Origin of the sequence: Coprococcus sp. HPP0074, assembly GCF_964238105.1 — a bacterium.
Lineage (GTDB): Bacteria > Bacillota > Clostridia > Lachnospirales > Lachnospiraceae > Faecalimonas > Faecalimonas umbilicata.
In genome coordinates this window covers 207,202-228,981 of sequence record NZ_CAXSKS010000001.1, presented here as the reverse complement: position 1 = coordinate 228,981, position 21,780 = coordinate 207,202, and the positions used below count along the sequence as shown (strand labels likewise).

Genomic DNA, 21,780 nt, shown 5'->3' with positions numbered 1-21,780 from the left:
GATATTATCATTGTAACGGATTTCTGCCTGTGTTTGTATCAAGTTTTCTAACAAACTTCTAACAAAAATGTAAGAAATGCAGGGCTTTTCTCAGCCCTGCACCTGATGAATAAAATGATTGATTTGAAAGGACAGAATCATCGTCGTTCCTGTCTCTCCTGACTGGGCGGAAATTCCAATTCCCAGCTTGTCACAAAGTCTTTTGCAAAGATAAAGTCCGATACCGGTTGCATTTTGCCGGATACGACCATTTTGCCCGGTAAAACCTTTCTCAAAAATACGGGGCAGATCATTTGCAGAAATTCCTATTCCATGATCTTTTACAAAGAGAAAAATCTGATCTCCCTGCACCTTGCTATAAAAGTGCAATGCGGGATGCTCCCGACTATATTTTACAGCATTGACAATCAACTGATCCAGAATAAACCGGAGCCATTTGTCATCCGAATAAACCGTCAGTTCACTCTCTTCCGTCTCTAAGGCAACCTGATTCTGCAATAAGAGATACTTGTTATCTGCAATCGCCTGATGCACCACATCAAATAACCGGATTTCCTGAACAGAATAATCCTTTTCCGTATATTCACTACGGGCATAATAAAGCGCCTGTTCTGTAAAGCGATTGGTTTTTTCCAGTTCCCTCATCAATTCTCTGGTAAAAGGCTCTTTATGATTTTCACACAATAGTTTCATTGCAGTAATCGGTGTTTTGATTTCATGAATCCACTGCTCAATATATTCCCGGTACTCCTGTCTCTCCCTTGCTACTGTTCCAATCTGTTCCAGCATAGATTTGGACGCCATTTTTAAGAGTTGAAAATAAACCTGTTCTTCGGCATGTTCCGGTTCCGGAAGCATCTCTGATAACAAGTATTTTTCTTCCAGTCCTTCTGCCATCTTTACTAATCTGTTTAATCTCCTTTTTCGCTGATGATAGGTAAACGTCAGTACACCAGCCAGTAACATCGTCCAGATGATAAGAATCACTGCAATACTATCTACATTATTTCCTACAAAGAACAGAAAAACCGATAACAATACCATACAGACGATATTGATGATGAAAATAGGGATTTTGTCTTTCCAATACTGTTTTCCATTCATAATGTGTACCCCTGACGGTGTTTCGTTTTAATAAAGTCTTTAACACCAATCTTTGATAGTTTTTCTCTGATACGTCCAATATTTACACTCAATGCATTATCATCTACATAGAGCTGATTGTCCCATAAATATTCAACCAGATCTGCTCTCGTGCAAATGGTTCCGGCATGTTCAAATAGATAGTACATAATCTTCAGTTCATTTTTTGTGAGTTCTGTCTGCTTTCCTTCCGCTTCGATTGTTCCAGTCTCTAAAGATAAAGAAACACCTTGATAAGTCAGATGTCTGCTTTGTATATCAGGATAAGCACGTTTCAGCAAGGAAGTAATTTTTGCAAGTAAAATGGCTGTGTGATAGGGCTTTGTGATAAAAGCATCTCCTCCAAGCATAATACTGTTCAATTCATCCATATCCGTATTGCAGCTGGTAACAAAGATAATCGGAGCCTGTGAAAAACTCCGAATGCCAGAACAAATGGTAAACCCATTTTCTTGCGGCAATTTAATATCCAATAAAATCAGATGTGGATTTATTTTTCGCACTTGTTCTGTTACATCAGAAAAATCTTCAATAACAGACGTGTGATATTTATTTCCCTCCAGTCCTGTTTGCAGTTCTTTACGGATCACTGGATCATCTTCAATAATTAAAAATAGTATGCAAGTATTATAACATTTTCAAGGAAACTATTCCAATAAAAATATTCCAAAACGTATAAATGTTTTCTCATCAATGTTTCCTCATAAAACACTGTACATACACTCTATTTTGTGCTATACTCTACATCGCATTTATAAAATCAGAAGGGATTTCTTACCCTCTGGACTGGTTCGTGAACTTCCCAGTATAAAAAACCAAGTATCTCATACTGTAGCTCTCTGAGCACAGAATCAAAAAGTAAAGGAGATTGGAGAATGAATGCTAAAAAAGTCATTATTGACTGTGATCCCGGGATCGATGACGCACTTGCGCTGATGTTGGCACTTTGCTCACCCGAATTAGAAATTTTAGGGATCACAGTTGTCTCTGGAAATGTACCGGCAAAAAAAGGTGTGGCAAATGCTAAAAAAGTCCTTCACTGGATGAACCGCCCGGACATTCCTGTTTATCTTGGAGAAGAACTGCCACTTGTCCGCCCTTACGTGGATGCCATGGATACCCATGGGGAAGACGGTCTCGGCGAATCTCATTACCCTGAAATTACTAATCAAATCATGGATGAAAGTGGTGTGGAGTTTCTTACCCACACACTGAAAAATGCTGCCCAAACTGATGACCCGGTGTCGATCATTGCACTGGGCCCTCTTACAAACCTTGCAAAAGTGATCCAAGAGGATCCGCAAAGTCTTGCCGGACTTGGGGAATTGATCAGCATGGGCGGAAGTTATCAAAGTCACGGAAACTGTTCACCTGTTGCAGAATACAACTACTGGTGTGATCCTCATGCAGCAGAAATCGTATACCGTGCATTTGAAGACCTGCCTGTCTGCCAGGATAAAAAAATTCATATGGTCGGATTAGATGTGACAAGAAAAATTGTTCTGACTCCCAACATCTTAGAATATATGTGCTATGTGAATCCACAGATAGGTGAACGGATCCGAAAGATTACCCGGTTCTATTTTGACTTCCACTGGAAACAGGAAGGTGTCATCGGCTGTGTTATCAATGATCCGCTTGCGGTGGCCTATTTTGTGGACCGTACACTCTGCAGTGGTATCGATGCCTGTACGAGAATTGCAACAGACGGGCTTTGCATCGGTCAGAGTGTCGTAGATGGATTTGATTTCTGGCATGGACACAAAAACAGTCACGTTCTGACCAAAACTTCTCCTCTGGCATTTATGCAGATGTTTTTTGACAGAGTTCTTGGAGTACATCCTAAGGTAAGCTGTTCTGTCTTAGAGCAGATTATGAAAGGAGACTCACAATGAGAAAATTTTCGACAAATAAGCTTTGTCTTCTCGCACTTTGTTCTGTAATCAACCTCATCGGAGGGCATATCGCGCTGCTGTTTCGGCTTCCGGTTTATCTGGATTCTCTTGGCACTGTATTCGCAGCAGCTCTGATGGGACCTCTTTCGGGAATGATCCCGGGGATTATAAGCAATCTCATTGGAGGCGTGACTACTGATATTTATGCTCTTTATTACTTACCTGTTCAGATGATCACCGGTGGGATTGCAGGACTTCTCTTTCAGAAAATATCATTTCATGAGAGGAAAAGATTGATAAAAATCCTGCTTGGAGCAGGAATCGTCAGCATTCCTGGAACCGTCATCAGTTCTTCCATCACCGCGATCGTGTTTGGCGGAATTACTTCTTCCGGATCCACACTTCTGGTGCAACTGCTCCATCATCTTGGTCTGGGATTAACTGCCAGCGTCTGTATCGTACAAGGATTGACAGACTATGCAGACAGAGCCATTGTTCTTGCTTTAACGGTTGCTCTGCTGGCTGTAGTTCCTTCTTCCATCAAAATAGCTGCAGATAAGGAGAAATCTCATGGAAAGGTATAATAAGATCACCAATAAAAATCCCCGCGAAATCGTACTTCTGAAAGGCAAACCATGTGCCTGGGGCAAATGCCGATTCTGTGATTATATTGACGATAATTCCCGGGATATTGATACAATAAATGATTTAAACTATGAAATTCTCTCTCGTGTCACAGGAGAACTCGGAGTGTTGGAAGTCATCAACTCTGGAAGCTGTTTCGAACTTCCAAAAGAAACATTAAAATTGATCAAAGATATCATCATCGAAAAGCAGATTCACCGTCTATTTTTTGAAGCTCACTGGATGTATCGGAAACATTTGCAAAAAATGCGGGAGTATATGGGAATTCCAATTACTTTTAAGATTGGTGTAGAGACATTCAATCGAAGTTTTCGGGAAGACTATTTAAATAAACATGCTAATTTCGATTCCCCGGAAGAAGTCCGAAGATACTTTGACTCCCCGTGTCTGATGGTTGGGATCAAAGGACAGACAAAAGAAATGATTGATTATGACATCCAAATGCTGAAGACGCATTTTGAACTAGGAACGGTCAATGTGTTTACAAATAACAGTACCGATGTAAAAAGAGATCCGGAACTGGTAGACTGGTTTATGAATAAATATGCGTATCTTTTAGAAGATCCAAGTGTAGAAGTGTTATATGAAAAGACAGATTTTGGTGTAGGGGACTGAGAATAACTCTCGTCCCCTGTTTTAAAATAAATAGCTTCTTTATTACTTTACATTATATCAGCTATCTGTTAAATTTCTCTTGCAATCTGATATCCTTCTGTAATTGCATCTTTGATATTTCCTACCTTCTTTGCATCTCCGATCAAATGGTAAGAAACATTTACTTTTTTAAGCGTTTCTTCTAATTTCGAATCTGGTCGGTATCCCATTGCAAGCACAAGTGTATCTGCATCCGAGATACAGTGTTCTTCACCATTTTCTGTATAGTAGATTTTCTCCGCTTCTACCTTTTCTACCTTTGCCTTACAGTGGATCTGAATTCCTTTTTTCATCATCCGCTGTGTCAGAAGACTTCTGCCCGGACCAGATTCCTGGAGCATGATCCCGTCTGCCATCTCCAGCAAGATGATTTCACGATTTCTCGGGAAGAGATCGTTGACAAGCGGAGCAAGATAGTCTGCCGTTTCACACCCTACAGATCCCCCACCGATCACTACTACTTTCCTTCCGGCAAACGCTTTTCCTGCAAGAATATCGTCTGCAGTCACGCAGTGCTTAAATGCAGTAAATGCATTTACTACAATTGGATCCGCACCTGTTCCTGCAATGACTTCATATCCTGCGAATTCATTTTTCAGCATTTCCTCTGTCACTTCACAGTTCAGACGGATTTCTACACCTTCCCGGATAAGTTTTCTCTCCATATATTGAATCACTTTCGTCAATTCCTGTTTTGCAATCGGAACTGCTGCAAGTTTTACAAGTCCACCAAGACTATCACCTTTCTCGCACAATACTACTTCATGTCCGCGTTTTTTTGCAACGAAAGCGGCCTCCATGCCTGCCGGTCCTCCTCCGATCACAAGCACTTGTTTCTTTTCTTGTGCAACCGGAATATTATCCTCGTTTTCCAGTTCCAGAGATGGATTAACGGTACATGCGACACGTTTTCCAAACATGATGCCATTTAGGCAACGCAGACATCCAATGCAAGGACGGATTTCATCTTCTCTTCCCTCACAAGCTTTCTGTACAAATTCTGGATCACAGAGGTTTGCGCGTCCGATCATGCAAATATCTGCTTTTCCATTTGCAATCAATTCTTCTGCGAACCATGGCTCTGTGATGCGCCCTACGGTCGCAACCGGAATCGATACTTGTTTTTTGATTTCTTCTCCGACTTTGCTGTGGGATCCCATCGGTGTTCCCGGTGCAGGGATCGAACTTCCTCGCATAATTGTAGTTCCTCCGGATACATGGATGAAATCAACCCCAGCTTTTTCTAACTGTTTTGCTACATAGACAGCATCATTTAAGTTCTGACCTCCGTCTGTATATTCATCACCAGAAATGCGGACATCAATGATGAAATCCTTTCCGCACATTTTTCTGACTTCCTCAATGACCTCCAATGTCAGACGCAGTCTGCCGTGGATGTCTCCGCCGTAAGCATCTGTTCTCTTATTGTAGAGCGGGGAAAGGAATCCGCCAAGTAAGCCATGAGCATGGGCTGCATGGATTTCTACTCCGTCACCGCCAGCCTGCTTCACACGGAATGCAGCTTCCCCGAACTGTCTGATGATCACTTTCAGTTCTTCTATAGTCACAGCTCTTGGAGCTTCTTTTGCATAGTAAGGGCCAACATTGGACGGAGCGATCAACTGCGGAGTTCCCGGTATCGGAAATGCCATATAAGCTGGGTGAAATAACTGTGGAAGAATTTTGGCACCATATTTATGAACTGCGTCGGTCAGTTTCTTCCAACCCGGAATGTAAGAATCGTCGCAAATAGACATATCTCCCGGCAGATAAATATAAGTAGGCTCTACGGTAGTGACTTCCGTAATGATCAGACCAACTCCACCTTTTGCACGTGCCGCATAATGCTCAACCAACTCATCTGTGACATAACCTTTGTCAGCAAGATTTGTAGAAATCGGCGGCATAAATACACGGTTTTTTACTGTTGTCGTTCCAATCTGAATTGGGGAAAATAAATGTTCGTAAGAATTCATAATTTGTATCTCCTTCGTATTCATTTGTTCTTGCTCTTATTGTACCATGTCTTTCTTTTCCAAACCCGCCCTTTCAGATACATCAGCAGGCAGATTTTGTCCTATTTTCATATGAGATTACAAACTTTTTTGAAAATCTGTGCCGATTTTGTCTTTACTTATCCGAAATTTTCCAGACAAAACAAAAGAGAAATCTTCTGCTATTTTTTATTCCTGCAAAAAATTTCTCTCTGCCTCTTTCGATTTTTTATGTTTCCTCAAAAAATACTTCTATTTTTCCATTTGCTGCAACTGTGACATCTCTCCACATTTCTTTTACCTGGCAGCAGAACTTCTCTTGCTCTTTCCAGATCACAAGCTTTGCATCTTCATACACCATCTGTCTGTTTCCTTCCACAAGATGAAAAAGCAGACTTTTCTGCTCTTCATCCAACTGCATAACTCTTCCTTCCTCATCTTTACTGTACTTGAGATTTTGTCTAAACTGCCTGCGGTAAGCACTGGGCAGAATTCCGTAGAGCTCTCGGAACGTTTTCGTATAAGCTTTTCCATTTGGCATTCCACATTCAAGAGCAATCTGTTCAATCTGCTCTTTTCCCTCCAACAACGCTTCCAGCGAGGCCCGCACACGAACATAAGATAAATATTTACTAAACGGAATCCCCATATATTTTTTCAAAAGTTTGGAAGTATAAGATAAGCTGAAAGAAAGCTGGTCTGCTACGTCTTGAAGCGTCAAAGGTTCTTTAAAATGTTCATCAATGTACTTGATTGCTTTAAGATAATTCTCCTGATACTCCGATTGAAGTGGAAGCTCCTCCAACGAAATATTTTCGCGAGCTGAAAAACAAACAAGTTCTGCCATCAACACATTCAATCGCAGCAGATTACTTTGACCATCCATCAACATCTTTACAAGCTCTCCGATCTTACGCTTCAACGGAAAATAGACAGAAGGATTCTTCTGGCTGTTAAAAACTCCCGAATAAAACTGCCCTTTTACTTCTCCTGTCATCGACTCCGGCATACGATCAAAGTCGATATGGATTGTCAGAATTTTTCCGTCATCTTTCCCACAGCGTTTTCTAAGCAGATGCATTTCATAAGGTGCAATGAGGATCAATTCTTCCTTGTGGACAATGGTAGAAAACTGTTCTGTCACAGCTTCATATTCTCCGCAGAGCACATAGGAAAGTTCCAGACTGCTCTGCCTTGTAAAAACATTTTGCGAAAATCCATTGATGCTAAGGCTCAAGGGATAACCGAACTTCTGCCCGGAAAAATCATAATATCCATTCATATCTTTCATAATTTCAGATCCTTTCGCTGCATACTGTGACTGTTTCAGTTCTGATGAATCTGATAAGTTCCCGCCTTAAGATCTACGGTTACTTCTGTCCCGTCAGCAAAGACAGTTCTTTGTTTCTTATAATTTCCATCTAAAAATTCATGGCGCACCATCTCAGAATAAGCAACCTTTTCCTGAAGTTGTGCCACAGTCCGATAGCGCTCAATCTCCTTTTCGAGTTCCTTTCCTTCTGCTTCGCAGTTTAAGTATGCGGCGCCACCGTTTAAAAGTGCATATAGCATATAGTCTCCTTCGGGCTGATCTGCATCCATCATCCATGGAACTACCATACAGTCATGGTATACAAGGTTAAATAGCGGAACCGGAACCCCAAGCATCGAACCATTTTCTTCTACCATAAATGAATACGGGCTGTAATGGGCAGTCACAAGACTTGGCACTGCCCAGTCGATCGTCTCCTCGGAACTTGCAATAATTTCATTTGCGTTTAGAAAGTCAAAACATTTTTTCCGATATTCCAGACATTCTTTTCGTGTCATTGTATGCCACGGATGCGCGCATTCATCCGGCTCGTTACAGGTAAAAACATCCAGATACGTTCCTTCCAGCTGAATTCCTTGACGAAAAAGTTCTGTAAAGTTTCTTCTCAAGTAAAGTGGAGACTGACTTGCACAGATGTATGTCTGCCATCCTCCTGCCCAACGGCAAAAATCCGGTTTTTTCCCTTCCGGAGAAATCATGGAGAATTCAGGATCATACGTCTTTGCATCAAAATAATAATCGCGGTACTGATCGTGGATTGCAAAAATATAATTCATCTCTTTCATACATTCCGACAGTGATCGCATTCCTTCCCATCCACCGGCTTCCTCACAAGCAGGCAGATAATCCGGATGCTGGTTATCATATCCTGGGTTTCCCCATCCATCCAGATGCAGATAAACTTTTTCCAGTCCATGTTCTTTTAATTTCCTCATCTGCGCTTCTCTTACTGCAAACGGAATCACTTCATCATTTTTTTCTGGATGTTCTTTATCATAATAGAAAGAATCTGGCGATACATGTGTCTTAATTCCAGTATGTACGATAGCAGAACCGATAAATTTGTCTACAACCGGATTTTTTGCTGCTTTTTCTTTTAACGTAACAAGCAGTGCGTTCTCCTTCGCGTAAGCTCTATATACTTTACATAGATCATTATAGTCTGCATTCTTTAAGAAACGATATTTGATGGTACGCTTATAAGAAAGCTTTCCAAGGCTCGGAAGCCATCTGACAGATACATGACAATAATCAGACTGTTCCGGATGTTCTACCTGATAGCCGGCATCCCACGGATCACAGACAATCCCGATATACGCAGCTCCACATCTGACCTGTCCAAACCATGGCATAAATGCCCCTGCACTGCACATTTGCCCGTCAAATACGATTTTTCCGGCATCATATTTCCAGTCATTTGGGATCAGTAAGCCCTGACGGTTTGTAATCACGGTATACCAATCGCTTGTCTTTTTGCGAAACTCCATCTGTCCCGGCCAGTAAAAATTTCCAATACACTGCTCAGATTCTGTCAGAGGATTCAGCTCAAAGAATATATCCTCCGTCGCATACTCAATCCAGATGACTGTCTGAAAACTTAAAGTATCCTCTTTCCCCGAAAGATGAAAACCGGAAAATACACTTCTGATCCCACAGCCGACACCGGTATTCCACGAAAAGTGTTCTAGTTTTCCAGCCTGATGAAAATATATTTTTTTATCATTTACATAAAAATGTGGCTGATACGTCTTTTCTGAACGCCATGTTTCGCCATGTGCTGTAATCTCGATGCCGAGCGTTTCTGTGTTCAGAACAAGCGCTGTACTCTGATGACTTACTTTGATTTCACTCATATCTAAATTCCCTCACTCTTTTTCTTTTCCTACCAATACATCAAACATCTTTGATAGACTGTTTTCAGAACATTATAGCATAAATCCCGATTCTGCGAAACAAAAACAGAGAGGAGACTCTATTTCCTAATACTCCTCTCTGCGATACCTTCTTTCATTAATAAAGGTGGATACTATTTCTTTCAAATATATTAATCGCTGTTATAAAAATCTTTCCCTACATCAATTTTCTAAACAGTTCTTTCAAATCTTCTACGCTTGCATCTTTTGGATTTCCCGGAGCGCATGCATCTGCATGAGCTGACTCAGCAAGGAACTGAAGATCTTCTTCTTTCAGTGCCTCCAGTTTTGTCGGGATTCCAACGTCCACGGAAAGTTTCTGTACAGCATCCACAGCTGCTTTCCGATATTCCTCGACAGACATCTCATCGACACCTTTTACTCCCATTGCCCGTGCAATTTCACGGTATTTTTCTCCAGAACACTCTGCATTATACTCCATAACGATCGGAAGCATCATCGCACATGCAACACCATGCGGGGTATCATAAACAGCACCAAGTGTATGTGCCATAGAGTGGGCAATTCCAAGACCGACATTTGAGAATCCCATTCCTGCAATATACTGTCCAAGCGCCATTCCTTCACGTCCTTCTTTTTCGTTTGCTACCGCGCTTCTCAACGATTTTGCAATGATTTCAATCGCTTTTAAATGGAACATATCTGTCATTTCCCATGCTGCTTTTGTTGTATATCCTTCAATCGCATGTGTCAATGCATCCATACCAGTGGATGCAGTCAGCCCTTTTGGCATAGAGGACATCATATCAGGATCTACAATTGCAACAACCGGCATGTCATGTGGGTCTACACAAACAAATTTTCTTTTTCTCTCCACATCTGTAATGACATAGTTGATTGTAACTTCTGCTGCAGTTCCTGCCGTTGTCGGAACAGCGATGATCGGAACACACGGTTTTGTTGTAGGCGCAACACCTTCCAGACTTCTGACATCTTCAAATTCCGGGTTTGCGATAATAATGCCGATTGCCTTTGCGGTATCCATTGAAGAGCCTCCGCCGATTGCAACAATATAGTCTGCGTTTGCCGCTTTAAATGCCTTGACACCATTTTGCACATTCTCAATTGTCGGATTTGCTTTAATATCAGAATACATCTCATAAGCAAGTCCTGCCTCTTCGAGTACGCTTGTCACCTTTCCTGTTACTCCAAATTGGATCAGGTCCGGATCCGAGCAGATAAATGCCTTCTTAAATGCCCGTGCTTTTGCCTCTGTTGCGATTTCTTTGATCGCTCCTGCTCCGTGATAGGATGTCTCGTTTAACATAATTCTGTTTGCCATTGTCCTCAATCTCCTTTTCTCTGATATGGCATGTTTTCTTTACTCTATGCCTATCTCATCTTTCTTTTGTTTACATTTTAACAATTCTTTTTCTAAATAGAAAGTTACAAAAAAGGAAATCTGTCACTTTACAAAAGTTTCAGCTTTTTGAACATAGCAGAAAGTTCTTCGGGCATCGCGGCAACAAGCAGTGATGCAAGCTCTTCCGGTGTCCCTTTCCATTGTCCCAACAGCCACTGTACAGTCATATAGATCGATCCGTGACAATACATTTCCAATAAAAATCGAACGCGATCGGAAATCTGCCTTTGCGTATTCTGCTCAATTTTTTCTGTATAAAACTGGAGAATCAACTGAAAATCATGATCCCTCAGACAATTCTGGTCATCATTTTTGAATGCTACCCGGAAAAACATCTTCTCCTGACGAATATAACAAAACTTATTGACAAGTCCCTCATAGATGGTCTCGCCTTCTCCCATGTGTTCAAATGACTCCAGGAGAATTTTGTCAAAATACCAATTGATCAGATCATATTTGTCCTTGAAATTTCGATAAAAGGTCTGCCTTGTTATGCCACACGCCTCCACAATCTCTTTGACTGTAATTTTTTCCACGGGCGCCGTTTTCATGCATTGTTTCATCGCATCCGCAAGCCGGTATTTCATGCGGTCGGTATTTTTTCCGTATGCATTGCTGTCACACAAATATTCCATAGGTATTGCTCCCTCTTTTACCACAAATCTTTTCCTCTCTCTTCTCTGCTCTTAGACAGATTTTGTCTCTTTCTAAGTTCATCTTTCTGTCAAAAATCCTTAAATTTATTATATACAGATTGTCTGAAGAACACAAGAAAAAAGCCGGCACGCTGTATGATTTGGTACCGGTTTTTTCTCTTGTTTTATTCTTTTTTATTTTTATATGGTCGGCTCCTCATGATATTTCCGATATCCCGGATGTCTGCCCGTAACCTGATACTGCTCTCTCATAGAGATCAGACGGTCGATATTCTGGCGCGAAAGTTCCCTGGCACCTCCGAGTAATTTTGCATTTAAGGAAATCTGTGCAAACAATTCCAGTGTTTCCATCCGGTAATATGCCCCGATGATATCCGGCCCTACTACCAGTGCGCCATGATTCTGTAAAAGCATCGCATCATGATCGGCAAGATACGGAGCGATCGCTTCAGGTACTTCCTCTGTGGAAGGTGTTCCGTAAGGAGTAACCGGAACGGAGCCGAGGGAGATCACAGTTTCAATCATCGAATAATCATCCAGCGGAATGTTTGCCACTGCAAACCCGGTCGCCACCGGCGGATGTGCGTGCAGCACTGCTCCGACATCTTCTCTTTCTCTGTAGCAGCGCAGATGCATTTTAATCTCCGAAGAAGGGCGCAGTCCTTGTTCTCCATCAAGAACCTTCCCGTCTTTATCAATATGGACAAGTTTCTCCGGTGTAATAAAACTTTTGCTCATACCTGTAGGGGTTGCAAGAAATGTCCCATCTTCTAATCGAACGGAAACATTTCCATCGTTGGCTGCCACCCATCCTTTTTGCCACATTTTATGACACACATCACAGATCTGTTCTCTTAACTCTCTATACTCTTTCATAATATGTTGTCCTCTCTCACTTTTACTGTATGTTTCCAGATTTCATATATTTCATCCCACACTTCGGTGTCCGAAGGCTCGTACCGTTTAAGATCTTCTGAAGTTCTGATCAGACCACGAAGCTCCTTTACATCTTTCACTTCCTGCTCTGCAATGAGCTGCATCCCAAGATTTCCGTATACCGTTGCTTCCTGTGGTCCTGTGATAACCGGTACCTTGCAGGCATTGGCCGTCATCTGACAGAGCAGATTGCTTTGGATCCCTCCACCCACCATATAGATCGCCCGATATTTTTTTTGCGTACAATCTTGAGTTTCTTCCATTGCATTTCTGTAACAAAGTGCAAGACTCTCATCGATTCCCCTGACAATTGCTCCCGGTGTTTCGGGAATGTTCTGTCCGCTCTCTTGACAAAATCTTCGGATTCTCTTTGGCATATTTCCTTCCGGGAGAAAAATCGGTGCATCCGGGTCTAACAGACAGCAAAACGGTTTTGCAGATTTTGCCATGTCCTCGAGCTCTCCAAAGGAATACGCCTGTCCTTCCCGCATCCATTGCCTGCGGCTCTCCTGAATCATCCACAATCCCACAATATTTTTCAAAAAGGAAATTTTATTTTCACAGCCGCCTTCATTTGTCATTCCGTAGGAAAATGCTTTCTCATTGATCAGCGGCTCCTTTAACTCCGTCCCAAATAATGACCATGTACCACAACTCAAAAACAAAAAATCCTCTTCTTCTGCCGGAATTGCCGCCATAGCACTCTGCGTATCGTGACCTGCCACCGTAATAACCTTCAATGACTTCACACCAAGTTCCTGACTCAGCTCTCTTCGGAGCATTCCAAGCGGTGTGCCAGGCATGGAGATATCTGGAAACAGTCTTCTGGAAATCCCTGCTGCTTTTAAGATTTCTTCTGACCAGCTTTTTCCTCTCGCATCCAGAAGCTGTGAAGTGGAAGCAATCGAATATTCCGCAGTCCTTTCTCCTGATAGAAAATACCCGAACAAATCCGGCAGAAACAAAACTTGCTCTGCCATACCAAACAGGTCTTTTCGGATCTTTTTCTCCGCCAGAAGCTGATAGAAAGTATTGATCTCCATAAACTGGCTTCCTGTAATTTCATACAAAAAGGACTCTTCTATCTGTGCAGCAGCTTCTCTTCGCATTCCGCTGGTACGCAGATCACGATAATGGATTGGATTTGTAAGAAGTTGTCCGCTTTGATCAAGCAGACCATAATCGACACCCCAGGTATCAATTCCGATGCTGTCCGTGTTCCCTCCTGCTTTTAATATTCCTTTTTTCAGTTCACAGAACAATCTGAGGAAATCCCAGCACATCACGGAAGTTTCTTTGCCCCACAAAGTCACCGGTTCATTTGTAAAACGATGTATTTCTTCCAGAGAAATCTGGTTTCCGTCAAAATTGCCTTTTACTACTCTTCCGCTGGAACCTCCAAAATCGGCCGCCAGCATGTGCTTTTCTGCCATTTTCTATCCTTCTTTCTACTTTTTAGTCGTTGGAGCACTCCAGAAGTTTTATCGATAAAGCGGTCCATAAGCGGAACATGCCCGATAGTCCTGCCCTTCTTTATCCATTCCGAATGCATTCCATGCAGCTGGACGGAAAATGTTCTCTTCTGCTACATTGTGCATAGATACCGGTATCCTTAACATAGAACAAAGTGTGATCAGATCGGCACCGATATGTCCGTAGCTGATTGCCCCATGATTTGCTCCCCAATTGTTCATCACATCATAAGCGGTCCGAAATGCCGGACTGTCATTAGTTCTCGGAACAAACCAAGTACACGGCCATGTATAATCTGTTCGCTTCCATAGAATGTCTGATACCTCCTCCGGCAGTCGGATCGTCCATCCCTCTGCAATCTGCAGCACAGGTCCAAGACCTTTGATCAAATTCAGGCGGACCATTGTCACTGGCATCTCTGCATTGGTAAGAAATCTCGAAGAATAACCACCACCGCGAAAGTATCCAAAATCTGCAGGATTCCATGTGACATTTTCTAGAATCTGTCTCTGATCTTCCTCAGTCACTTCATACCACGGCTTCATGACTGCATTGCCACAATCATCTTTCGCTTCTCCACAGGCATCCAGACATGCTGCGCCAGAGTTGATCAGATGGATCATTCCGCCTGCTTTGGCAGCTTTTCCTTCCATGGTATATCCTGTTGCTTTCCATACAGCCTCTGGACTCCAGTAAGTTCTGACATCTGCAAAAATCTGTGCACGATTTGTCAAAAGTTTCATAAACAACATTCCAATTCCGTTTAACACATCATTTTCTGTAGCAAGGATATACGGCTCACGCGGTCCATCCCAGTCAAAGGAGGTATTTAAAAGTGCCTCTGCAAAATCTCCGTTTGGATAAAAATCTGTCCACTGTCTCTGGCCCTGAAAACCTGCTGCCAAAGCATTGTGTCCCATCTGTTCTTCTTCGCATCCTTCTGGAAGATTCGGATTTCCATTCATGAGGTCTTTGATAATACACATCATTTTTACAACAAATTCCCAGTCATGGTCTTTCTGTTCTCTTGTTTTTTGTACCGCTTCCGGATTTTTATCAAATCCTTCTTTGCAGTGTTCTTTTGTCCATTTGAGTGCCTTCTGAAATTCTTCTTCATCGTAGATTCCTTCTTCCATGCGGCGGATCAGTTCTACTTCGTCCACAGATTCCATACGCATACCGAGATACTCTTCCAAAAATGCAGCGTCGATGATGGAGCCACCAATTCCCATTGTCACAGATCCAATCTGCAAATAAGAAGTTCCACGCATAGATGCCGCTGCTACTGCACTTCTCCCAAATCGAAGAAGCTTCTCCTTGACATCTTCAGGGATTTCTCGCACGGAGGCCGGCTGTACTTCATGCCCATAGATTCCAAATGCTGGAAGACCTTTCTGCGCGTGTGTTGCAAGGACACTTGCCAGATAGACTGCTCCTGGTCGTTCTGTCCCGTTAAATCCCCAGACCGCTTTGATCGTTTTCGGATCCATGTCCATTGTCTCGGCTCCATAGCACCAACATGGTGTCACAGTGAGTGTAATGTCAACCCCCTCCCGACGGAACTTATCCTGGCAGGCTGCCGCCTCTGCGACACCACCAATTGTTGTATCAGCCAGAACAACTTGAACAGGCTCTCCATTTGCATACCGGAGATTCTCACGGAAAAGAGCTGCAGCTGCTTTTGCCATGCTCCAGGTCTGCTCTTCCAATGATTCTCTTACTTTTAAATATCCTCTTCTTCCATCTATCGTTGGGCGAATCCCAATAACCGGATAAGCGCCGATTCTTCTGTTTCTGCTCATCGTTGTACCTCCTCCATTAAATTCTTCTTATAGGTTGCAAAGTCGATCGTCTCTCCACTGAGCCTTGATTCCTCCGCTGCCAGTGCCATCAGATGACTGTCTACAGAAATTCCGGCACCTGTCGGTACCTCGCTATTTTCTGAATTTCCAAGAAGCTGGACAAAATCGTGCATCATTCTCTCGTCACTTCCGCTGTGTCCTTTGGACGGTGTATGTAAATAAATCTCCTCGGTATTTCCACTGACAAAATCAAAAATACGGATTCTTCCTTCCTCCATATCTCCTTGTATTTCTCCATTTGTTCCCATCAGCGTGATCGTGCGCTTACATTCTTTTGTAAAAGCACTCATCACAAAGGAAACTTCCACGTCATTTTCAAATTCCATATTGACGATCTGATGGTCTACTACCGTATTATCACAGCGGAACACACAGCGCCCGTACGGTCCTGTTTTCAACGCCGTGAGCACTGATTCTTTGTCACTTGTCGGAGTCACCGCATAGACAAGTCCGTCTGTCTCTGCCTTTGGATGTTCCAAATAAAACTTCGGTGCATAAAAAGCACAGTGATCTCTATGAGGGCATCCATCCATGCACTGCTTTGGTGCATGTGCAGGCGCATTTTCTTCTTTAAAAAAAGTAAGTTTCCCAAAAGAACTGATTTTTTTGCATGGAGCTTTTGCAAGCCACAGAAGAATATCCATATCATGGCAGCACTTCTGCAGGATCATTGGGCTGGATTCTTTTGCATTTCTCCAGTTTCCTCTCACAAAGCTGTGTGCATGATGCCAGAACCCGACTGATTCCATCGCCTGTATGCTCATTAACTTCCCTATTTTCCCGGAATCAAGTAATTCTTTCAGTTTTGTGTAAAAAGAGGAATAACGAAGCACATGGCAGATTGCCAGCACCCGATTATATTTTTCCGCAAGCATTCCCATTTGAATGATTTCTTCTTTTTTAGGCGACATCGGCTTTTCACAAAGTACATGATACCCTCTTTGAAGAGCCATCGTCACTGGCTCATAATGCATCTGATCCTGTGTGCAGACAAGTGCACAGTCTGCCATACATTCTTTCTGAAGTAGCTTTTCATAACTTTCATATTGATTTTCTTCTGGAATTTTATGAAGTGCTGCTATCTGCTTTCTGCGCGCAATATCAGGTTCTGCAACTGCTACAATTTGAAATTCATCTGGATGTTCCAGTGCATAGGAGGCGTATACATGTCCTCCGCGGAGCCCTGCTCCAATTAGGATGGCTGTTATTTTTCCCATGAGTCTTTGTCTGCTCCTTTCTTTTTCAGGACAATTTTCAAAACAGTATCTGTCTGATCTGGAAGTGGATAAGTAAATACCGGATTTTCTCCAAAAGAAACAAATGCTGATTCTTGAAACTGTACGGTATTCCATGCTTCTCCACGATTCATCTCACTTCCATCTGCCAGATAGTAAACGACATCTAATTCCTCCGGTGTAATCCCGTAAAGCGGCATGGCTCCCAGCGCTTCCTCAAATACATGTGCATAAATCACATCGCCTTTTTGCGTGTATCTCCCCCATTCCGGTTTCGGACGTTCGCAGATAGTATTTCCATAAATACTTTCACCGTTTTTCTTCATCCATACACCAATCTCTTTTAAAATTCTGACACTCTCGCAAGGAATATTTCCTTTTGCATCCGGGCCTACATTCAAAATCATATTTCCGCCTTTGCTTGTACATTCTACTAGCTTGCGTATCAGCATCTGCGATGATTTAAAGGTATGGTCAAAATTGCAGTACCCCCAATGGTTGTTCATTGTAGCACAAAGTTCCCATGGAATCAGCTCTCCCTCCTGATCCCGGATTCCTTCCGGCGGAATGATCTGTTCCGGACTTGCAAAATCACCACTGAAGATCGAAGGCTCCGCCGTCGCAATACTTCCATGATCTTCCCCGGAACCTTCCAGACGGTTATCAATAATAACATCCGGCTGATACATTCTCACCATGCGGATCAACTCCTCAGCGCGCCATTTCTCCCCACACATATCATCGTAGGAAAAGTCAAACCAGAGCAGATCTAATTTTCCATAATTCGTCACAAGTTCTTTTACTTGTCCATGCATATAATCTAAATAACGGTCAAAATCAATTTTTTCATCTTTGTATGCCTCACAGTTTCGCATCGGATGCTGGCGATCTTTGTACTTTGGAAAATCCGGATGATGCCAGTCAATCAGTGAAAAATAAAGACCAACTTTGATGTCTTCTTCCCGACAGGCATCCACAAACTCTCTCACAAGATCTCTCCCTGCTTTTGTGTTCGTACACTTATAGTCTGTCAGAGCAGAATCAAACAGACAAAATCCATCATGATGTTTCGCCGTCAGCACCGCATATTTCATCCCTGCTTCCTTTGCAAGACGCACCCACACTTTTGGATCATAGTCAACCGGGTCAAACAGGTCAAAATATTTCTCATACTCTTTCACCGTCATCTCGCGCTCCGACATAACCCACTCTCCGCAGGCAGGGATCGCATAAAGTCCCCAATGGATGAACATTCCAAATCTTGCATCCATAAACCATTTTGTTCTCTCTCTAATTTCCTGATTCATTTCTATCTTCTCCTTCTTTTCATATGCTGTATGATTATCCTTTTACTGCTCCTCCGGAAAGTGCTTCCACGAAAAACTTGCTGAATACACAATACAAGATAACCGGCGGCAGGATGATCACGACCATTGCCGAGAACAAACCATTATAGTTTGTCCGGAATGATGTTGTAAATGTAGATAACAATGCCGGCACTGTCAGTTTTTCGCGGTCGATCAACACAAGAGAGGCCCAGTAGTATTCATTCCAGTTATTTAAAAAGGCAAGAACCCCTGCTGTCATAATTCCCGGACGTGCCATCGGAAAAATAACCTTCTGCCATGTCTTCACATAACCGCATCCATCTATTCTTGCCGCATCTTCCATCTCCTTTGGAATATTCATATAGTAATTTTTAATTACAAAGAAGCTCACTGCCAGACCACTGCAAGAATAAATCAAGATTAAGGCGCCTCTCGTATCATACAAATGCAATTTATTGACCAGATTATAAACTGGATAGGTCAATGCAGTAGCTGGAATAAACATGGTCGAATACAGCATGACATTTACAAGCTTTTTCCCTTTAAAATCCAGTCTTGCCACAACATAGGCAGACATGGAGATCATCACGATACTGATCACAACTGATACGAAAGAAATCAGTAAACTGTTTCCGAAATACCGCATCACATGCAGATCACGGAAAGTAGAAATATATCCTTCCAGATAGATAGATTCCGGAAGCATAAATCCCGGGCGTGCCATCGGATCTTTTTTGAAGCTGGAAAGTAAAAGCCATACAAGCGGAACAAGCGCTACAAATGCTGCCCAACACAGACAGATAACAGTTACGATTCTTGTCGCTTTTGAGTCTTTTTTCATTCGGTTTTTTAATACTTTCTGTCCGTTTTTTCTCATGAACGTTTTCCTCCTTTTGTCGGTCTTTTCCATGTGAGATTAAAAAGCATATTTATGATGACAATAATTAACATTCCTGCCAGAATCTGTACAACGGCAACGGTATTTGCACGGCCAAACTGTGTACGAGGACTTGTAATGGCAAGTTCCCGGATCACATAGCTGATGCTGTAAGTACCAGCTGCACCCTTTGTGAGAAAATATACTTCATTGTAAAGTAAGAATCCGCCAGTTGCCGCTAAAATACATACCATGCGCAGTGTTTCCTTGATCATCGGGATCGTAATATACCAATCCTGCTTTAACCCACTTGCGCCATCCAGTCTGGCGGCTTCTCTTACTTCTTCCGGAACTGCCATAATATTTCCGAGAATCATCAGTGTTGTCGTACCTGTAAAGAAAATATATGCAGCTGTCATTGCCCAGAATGCCGGTCCTTCAAGCAGAAGAATGCTGTCTTTAAAATCCTTGTTGAACAATTTGATAATCGGGTTTACCACCCCATAAAGCGGACTATATAGCTGTAAGAAAATCATACCCATAGCTGCTGTTGAGATCATATTCGGGATAATGTAAATATTCCGGATTAATTTTACCCCTTTCATCTTTCTGGAAAATGCAAGTGCAATCAATGTAGCGATCGGGATCTGGGTGGCAACTCCCAAAAGTGCCCACAGAGAAGAATTTTTCAACGCTTCCCAAAAATATGGATAAGTATGAAAAATGTATTTGTAATTATCCCACATATTTTTTATGCCAAAAAATTCCGGTGCATTGATATTTGTGTAATCCCATTTGCAAAAGGAAGTGACAAAAACTGTCACGATCGGGTACAAATAAAAAATAACAAAAGCAATCAGTGTCGGAGCTAGAAATGCAAAAATGAATCCCTTCCTCCGCCAACCAAGTCTGTTATGTCTGTTCATCTTTTAAACCTCCTTTTAAGAACGATTTCTGTTCTGCCAAAGAAAAAGAGCTGTCGTTTTACGACAACTCTTTTCTACAAAACATTCGTTATCCGATAAGCGCTGTCAGTTCCTTTTGCAGCTGTTCAAACCGGCTGTCGATATCTGTTCCGGATACCGCACATTCCATTAAAGCATTGATCATGGATGTTCTTACATCTGATCCCCATACATAGTTCAGATCCTCTGCAATGTATTCTGCATCATTGACAAGTGTACATGCTTCGGCGAGTTTGATCGTCGCTGCATTTCCACTTTCTTCGGCAAGTTTATTTAAGTCTAACGTTGTGTTACATGGATTTGCCTGTACTTCTGTAAAGATCTTAGACTGCACTTCTTCGCTTGTCATATATTTTATAAATTCCAAAGCAAGTTTTTCTTCTTCCGCACTCAGTCCACTGGAAATTGTAAGTCCAGATCCTGCTGAAGACAAAGCTACATTTTCAGGGAAGATTGTCGGCTGAATCTTTTCTACCATACTTTCATCGATTCCACTGGCATTCCAGACACCATTTGGAAGCACTGCCATCGTCCCTTTTTTGTTAAAGTCATCCATCACATTTCCAAGATCTTCTACGGTGTGATCGGAGCCATTTGCCTGATCCATCTTCGCCACTCTCATAAATGCCTCTTGAAACGTCTTAGATTCGATTGTCTCCTGTGTCATTTCTGACTCCAAAAGTTCTCTTCCTTCCTCCGTAGATGCAAGCATTGCATTGAACATGATGATGGATCCCTGACCCGCTGCATATCCGTATGTATCACCGCCGAGTGCTCTGACTTTCTCCATTGCAGCCTCATAGCCATCCCAAGTACTTAAGTCTTCTAACGTTACCCCTGCCTGATCTAAAATTTCCTGATTGTACCACATTCCACGGCTTTCCATCTGATCGTGTACAGAATAAATATGTCCGTCTATATCATTCTGTGTATAGTTCAGTCCTACCGCATCTTTCAGATTGTTCTCATCGATGTAAGGTTTCATATCCAGCACAAGTTCCTGAGCAATTGCAGCCTGCGGCACTGCTGTTCCACAATCTACAAGATCTGGGAAACTTCCTCCTGCAACCTGTGAACTTACGATGTCATCCCGATTTTCAACTGCAATTGGTTTGAACTTTACTTTGCCGTCTGCATGGCTTTTTGCAAATTCCTCATAAATATCACGCATCACTTTTGCCGCCGGCCACTCACTTTCCTCATGGTAATATCCGTGATAGAATTCCAACACAGCTTCTGCATTTTCTTTTTTCTCCTTTGCCGTCCCTTTTGCTTCTTTGGAATCTCCACATCCTGCAAGCGCCGTTGTTCCCATCGCTACCGCCAATGCAGTACTGATTACTCTTGCTTTCATTTTCTTCATCCTACTTCCTCCTCCACGCACAGTTTAAAATTCTCCTTGTTTTGTGCATTCATTTAATTTATGTGCTTATTTTAAGCATTTTTCTGTGCATTTTGAATAAAGTATTTTTACGAATAGTTTGTTC

The 21,780-nt window shown here is 42.3% G+C and carries 18 protein-coding genes and 1 riboswitch; of the genes, 3 read left to right on the top strand and 15 right to left on the bottom strand.

Annotation, left to right across the window (positions count from 1 at the left end; genetic code table 11):
- Positions 1–90: 90 nt before the first annotated feature.
- Entirely contained in the window at positions 91–1,104 is a 1,014-nt protein-coding gene (locus ACESPO_RS01060) for a sensor histidine kinase (protein WP_499788342.1), read from the bottom strand.
- On the bottom strand, positions 1,101–1,763 hold the full coding sequence (locus ACESPO_RS01055; protein WP_499788431.1) for a response regulator transcription factor: 663 nt from the start codon (positions 1,761–1,763) through the stop codon (positions 1,101–1,103). The genes ACESPO_RS01060 and ACESPO_RS01055 overlap by 4 nt, the downstream gene beginning before the upstream one ends.
- Positions 1,764–1,923: 160 nt before the next feature.
- Positions 1,924–1,968: riboswitch (PreQ1 riboswitch) on the top strand.
- Positions 1,969–2,018: 50 nt separating this feature from the next.
- On the opposite strand from ACESPO_RS01055, the gene ACESPO_RS01050 reads away from it, so the two are divergent.
- The 3 genes from ACESPO_RS01050 to ACESPO_RS01040 are packed head-to-tail and all read left to right on the top strand — an operon-like array spanning position 2,019 to position 4,298.
- The gene (locus tag ACESPO_RS01050) at positions 2,019–3,038 is read left to right on the top strand and encodes a nucleoside hydrolase (RefSeq protein WP_178027623.1); all 1,020 of its coding nucleotides are present in this window, start codon (positions 2,019–2,021) and stop codon (positions 3,036–3,038) included.
- A complete protein-coding gene (locus tag ACESPO_RS01045) occupies positions 3,035–3,622 on the top strand; it encodes an ECF transporter S component (protein ID WP_009261905.1) in 588 nt (195 codons plus the stop codon). Before ACESPO_RS01050 ends, ACESPO_RS01045 begins: the two co-directional genes overlap by 4 nt.
- Entirely contained in the window at positions 3,609–4,298 is a 690-nt protein-coding gene (locus ACESPO_RS01040) for a radical SAM protein (RefSeq protein ID WP_499788341.1), read from the top strand. Before ACESPO_RS01045 ends, ACESPO_RS01040 begins: the two co-directional genes overlap by 14 nt.
- A gap of 68 nt (positions 4,299–4,366) precedes the next feature.
- Here the strand turns inward: ACESPO_RS01040 and ACESPO_RS01035 are convergent, their stop codons facing one another.
- From ACESPO_RS01035 to ACESPO_RS00975, 13 genes are all read right to left on the bottom strand, one after another.
- Entirely contained in the window at positions 4,367–6,313 is a 1,947-nt protein-coding gene (locus ACESPO_RS01035; protein WP_499788340.1) for an oxidoreductase, read from the bottom strand.
- A 247-nt stretch (positions 6,314–6,560) separates the two neighbouring features.
- A complete protein-coding gene (locus ACESPO_RS01030; protein ID WP_009261908.1) occupies positions 6,561–7,622 on the bottom strand; it encodes a helix-turn-helix transcriptional regulator in 1,062 nt (353 codons plus the stop codon).
- Positions 7,623–7,657: 35 nt separating this feature from the next.
- Positions 7,658–9,517, bottom strand: coding sequence for a DUF5696 domain-containing protein (locus tag ACESPO_RS01025; protein WP_499788339.1), 1,860 nt, complete (start codon positions 9,515–9,517; stop codon positions 7,658–7,660).
- Between the two features lie 217 nt (positions 9,518–9,734).
- Positions 9,735–10,880, bottom strand: a complete 1,146-nt coding sequence (gene fucO / locus ACESPO_RS01020) for a lactaldehyde reductase (RefSeq protein ID WP_270457086.1) — start codon at positions 10,878–10,880, stop codon at positions 9,735–9,737.
- Positions 10,881–11,008: 128 nt separating this feature from the next.
- Positions 11,009–11,596, bottom strand: a complete 588-nt coding sequence (locus ACESPO_RS01015; protein ID WP_016438862.1) for a TetR/AcrR family transcriptional regulator C-terminal domain-containing protein — start codon at positions 11,594–11,596, stop codon at positions 11,009–11,011.
- A gap of 201 nt (positions 11,597–11,797) precedes the next feature.
- Positions 11,798–12,493 carry a class II aldolase/adducin family protein gene (locus tag ACESPO_RS01010; protein WP_016438861.1) on the bottom strand — a complete coding sequence of 232 codons (696 nt, stop codon included), beginning with the start codon at positions 12,491–12,493 and terminating at the stop codon, positions 11,798–11,800.
- Positions 12,490–13,986, bottom strand: a complete 1,497-nt coding sequence (locus ACESPO_RS01005; RefSeq protein ID WP_016438860.1) for a rhamnulokinase — start codon at positions 13,984–13,986, stop codon at positions 12,490–12,492. The genes ACESPO_RS01010 and ACESPO_RS01005 overlap by 4 nt, the downstream gene beginning before the upstream one ends.
- A 48-nt stretch (positions 13,987–14,034) precedes the next feature.
- Complete coding sequence (locus tag ACESPO_RS01000) at positions 14,035–15,828, bottom strand: L-fucose isomerase (protein ID WP_499788338.1); 1,794 nt, start codon at positions 15,826–15,828, stop codon at positions 14,035–14,037.
- Positions 15,825–17,105 carry a Gfo/Idh/MocA family protein gene (locus ACESPO_RS00995; RefSeq protein WP_016438858.1) on the bottom strand — a complete coding sequence of 427 codons (1,281 nt, stop codon included), beginning with the start codon at positions 17,103–17,105 and terminating at the stop codon, positions 15,825–15,827. Before ACESPO_RS00995 ends, ACESPO_RS01000 begins: the two co-directional genes overlap by 4 nt.
- Positions 17,093–18,430: an alpha-L-fucosidase gene (locus tag ACESPO_RS00990; RefSeq protein WP_016438857.1), complete on the bottom strand. Its 1,338-nt coding sequence runs from the start codon at positions 18,428–18,430 to the stop codon at positions 17,093–17,095. Before ACESPO_RS00990 ends, ACESPO_RS00995 begins: the two co-directional genes overlap by 13 nt.
- Positions 18,431–18,464: 34 nt before the next feature.
- Positions 18,465–19,328: a carbohydrate ABC transporter permease gene (locus ACESPO_RS00985; protein ID WP_009261934.1), complete on the bottom strand. Its 864-nt coding sequence runs from the start codon at positions 19,326–19,328 to the stop codon at positions 18,465–18,467.
- Positions 19,325–20,254 (bottom strand): carbohydrate ABC transporter permease, encoded by a 930-nt coding sequence (locus tag ACESPO_RS00980; protein ID WP_499788337.1) that lies wholly within the window; start codon positions 20,252–20,254, stop codon positions 19,325–19,327. The genes ACESPO_RS00985 and ACESPO_RS00980 overlap by 4 nt, the downstream gene beginning before the upstream one ends.
- Positions 20,255–20,342: 88 nt before the next feature.
- Positions 20,343–21,656, bottom strand: coding sequence for an ABC transporter substrate-binding protein (locus ACESPO_RS00975; protein WP_009261935.1), 1,314 nt, complete (start codon positions 21,654–21,656; stop codon positions 20,343–20,345).
- Between the last annotated feature and the right edge of the window lie 124 nt (positions 21,657–21,780).